Raw genomic sequence first — 3,087 nt, forward strand, 5'->3', positions numbered from 1 at the left:
GCACCGGGCAGATCCGCCAGGCGGCGTCCACGGCCGGCGGCGCGGGCAGCGCGATCAGCGGGTCGTCGCGCAGCGCCCCGGCGCTCCGGACCCGGGCGGGGACGGCCAGTTCGGCCCGGCTGTCGTGCTCGAAGGCCACCGCCCCGACCACCAGCGGCCGTTCGACCCCGGCCCGGCGCGCCTCGGCCAGCGTCTCCGCGACCCGGACGGGCAGCGGGCGCACGTCCTGGGGCACCCGGGCGTGCACGCCGGCGGTGAGCAGGGTACGGGTCGGCGAGGCGAAGAACGCCTCGCCGGCGGCGGCCCGGTACTGGCCGAGCAGGCCGCTGGCCGCGCCGATGGCGACCTGATCGGGGCCGTGGTCGGTGGGCGTCGGCGGGGCGTGGTGCACCGTGGTCTCTCCAGTCTGGGGCGGGTCTGCGGTCTGCCGGCTTCTTCGGATCCACCGGGCTGCGGGGGGCGCCTCAGGCGCGCAGGGTCGCGCCGCCGTCGACGTACAGGTCGTGCATGGTGATGTGCCGGGCGCGGTCGGAGGCCAGGAAGAGCACCGCCTCCGCGACGTCGGCGGGCGCGGCGATCCGGCCGAGCGGGATGCCGACCCGCCAGGCCGCCAAGTCCCCGTCGATCACCCGCCGCTCGGACGCCTCGGCGTCCTCGCCCCAGAGCGCGCGCTGCATCTCGGTGTCGGTCGACCCGGGCGAGACGACGTTGCAGCGCACCCCGGAGCGCGCCAGCTCCAGCCCGAGGCAGCGGGTGAACATGGTGGCCGCGGCCTTGGACGCCGCGTAGGCGGCCATCCCGGCCCGCGGCACCCCGGCGGCGTTGGAGCCGACGGTGATGATGGCGCCCCGCCCGCGCCCGGCCATCCGACGGCCGACCGCCCGGCTGGTGTGGAACACCCCGGTGGCGTTGACCGCGAAGGTCTCCGCCCAGTCGGCATCGGCGAGTTCGACCGCCGGCGCGGCCCGCAGGATGCCCGCGACGTTCACCAGCACGCCGACCGGCCCGAGTTGACTGTCCATCAACTTAACTGCCCTGTCGACTTCCTGGACATCGGTGACATCCACCACGTAGGGGTGCACCGCGTCCGACTCCGCCGCGATCCCGGCGAGCGGGCCGGCGTTCCGGTCCACCGCCGCGACGACGGCCCCCTCCGCGGCCAGTGCCCGGACCACGGCCGCACCGATGCCCTGCCCGGCCCCGGTGACCATCGCGACGACACCGGCGAATTCGGACCGCTCCACGGGACTTCCCCTTCGACCAGCTTTGTTAGGCAAGCCTAACCTAACACAACTGTTCGTCTACACCGAGAGTCCGTTCGAGACCTGGGCGACCGTCAACCCGCCCGACCCACAGAAGAGGCCGTCCGCCCCAACGGTGGGACGGACGGCCTCGGGGCCCTTCCTCACTGAACTCCGACACCAGCGCTCCGACACCGGCCTCCGACACCGGCCTCCGGCGTCGACCTCCGGCGCGCGCGTCAGCTCCGCGGCCCGGCGCCCTCGAACCGGTGCCCACCGACGGGCCCGGCCGCGTAGATCCAGTCGAAGCCGTCGCACCCCGGCCCGTCCAGGTGTTCGGCCCGGTGGAGGCCGGCCCGGAGGGCGACGCGCTGGGAGGGGAGGTTCTCCGGGCGGATGCGGGCGATCAGGGGAAGCTCGGGGGCGTGGGTGGCAGCCCAGGTGACAACAGCAGTGGCGGCTTCGGCGGCGTAGCCGTGGCCCCAGGCGGCGGGGGCGAAGCGGTAGAAGAGGTTGAGGACCGGCCGGCCGGCCAGATCCATCGGCTTGACGCCGCAGAAGCCCAGCACCGGGGAGGCCTCGCGCGAGCGGACCGTCCAGTAGCCGAAGCCGCGGGCCCGCCACAGGGCGTCCCAGCGGCCGTGGCGCTCCTCGGCCTCCGCTCGGGTGGTGAGGGCGTCGGAGGGGTTGTGGCGGCAGGCGTCCGGGTCGCGGTGGATAGCGAGGACGGCGTCCACGTCGCCCTCGACCGGCCGACGCAGCGACAGTCGACTGGTCGTCAGTTCCTTGTGTCCGCTCACCGGTTGATGGTACGGGGTGGCGTCAGTGGGCCGCCGGGGGCGGGGTGAGTCCGGCGCAGCCGCGCAGGCCGTCGCGGCGCTTGAGGGCCGCCTCGGCGGCGGCGCCGGTGGACGGCTGGGGGATGCCCTTGTCGTCGATGGTGGCCGGGGCGAAGGCCTCGCCGGTGACCTTGCCGTCGGCGCCGAGGGTGAGGGTGGTGACGCCGGTCTCGTTGGAGAAGGCGTAGTCGGAGGTGCCGTACCAGAGGAAGTTGCCGAAGCCGTACCCCACGTAGGTGTTGCCGAGCATGCCCGAGCCGACCATGGTGTGGGCGTGGGTGCCGACCACGGCGGAGGCGCCGACGGCGGCGAGCTTCTTGGCGACGGCGGTCTGCGCGGCGGTGGGGCAGGCCTTGCCCTCCTCGCCCCAGTGCAGGTAGACGAGCACCACGGGGGCCTGCTGCTTGGCCGCCTGCACGGCCGCGACCAGCGCGGGGACGTCCAGGGCGGAGGCGATGCCGGGCTTGTTGGCGCCGGCCCGCCACTTCTGGTTGGTGATGTCCTCGACCTGGCTGGCCGCGACCACCGCGACCTTCACCCCGCGCACGGTGGTGACGTACGGGGCGTACGCCTCCTTGGCGTTGTGCCCGACACCGACCACCGGGATGGGCGCGGAGTCCTTGGCGGCCAGGGTGTCGGCGAGGCCGTCGGCACCGAAGTCGACGGCGTGGTTGTTGGCCATCGAGACGACGTCGACGCCGGAGTCCTTGAGGACGGACAGCGCCTTGGGGGTGGTGCGGAAGGTGTACGTCTTCGGCTCGGGTGCGCCGCGCCCGGTGATCGCGGTCTCCAGGTTGAGCACGGAGAGGTCGGCGTCGGCGAGGGTGCGGGAGATCGGGCCGAGGGCCTGCTCGGGCGGCTGGACGGACAGCCGGGACTGGGTGCGGCCCTCGAAGTGGACGTCCCCGGCGAAGGCGACGGTGATGCTGCCGTCGGGGCGGGGCGGGCCGCCCTTGGTGGGGGCGGCGGCGGGGGCCGTGCCGGAGGCGGCGGCGGAGGCCGCGGGC

General features: G+C 74.7%; 3 protein-coding genes and 1 pseudogene. All 4 read right to left on the reverse strand.

Annotated features, from left to right (window positions below):
* A pseudogene (locus BG452_RS32040) lies at positions 1-391 on the reverse strand (isochorismate synthase); the annotation flags it as partial.
* A gap of 73 nt (positions 392-464) precedes the next feature.
* A complete protein-coding gene (locus BG452_RS32045) occupies positions 465-1,244 on the reverse strand; it encodes a 2,3-dihydro-2,3-dihydroxybenzoate dehydrogenase (RefSeq protein WP_188307860.1) in 780 nt (259 codons plus the stop codon).
* A 236-nt stretch (positions 1,245-1,480) separates the two neighbouring features.
* Positions 1,481-2,041 carry a GNAT family N-acetyltransferase gene (locus BG452_RS32050; RefSeq protein ID WP_317621324.1) on the reverse strand — a complete coding sequence of 187 codons (561 nt, stop codon included), beginning with the start codon at positions 2,039-2,041 and terminating at the stop codon, positions 1,481-1,483.
* Positions 2,042-2,063: 22 nt separating this feature from the next.
* Positions 2,064-3,087, reverse strand: a 1,024-nt coding sequence (locus BG452_RS47310) for a CapA family protein (protein WP_188307861.1), incomplete at its 5' end; no start/stop codon positions are given.

The sequence above is a fragment of the Streptomyces sp. CBMA123 genome (assembly GCF_014596465.1).
In the GTDB taxonomy this organism is placed as follows: Bacteria; Actinomycetota; Actinomycetes; order Streptomycetales; family Streptomycetaceae; genus Kitasatospora.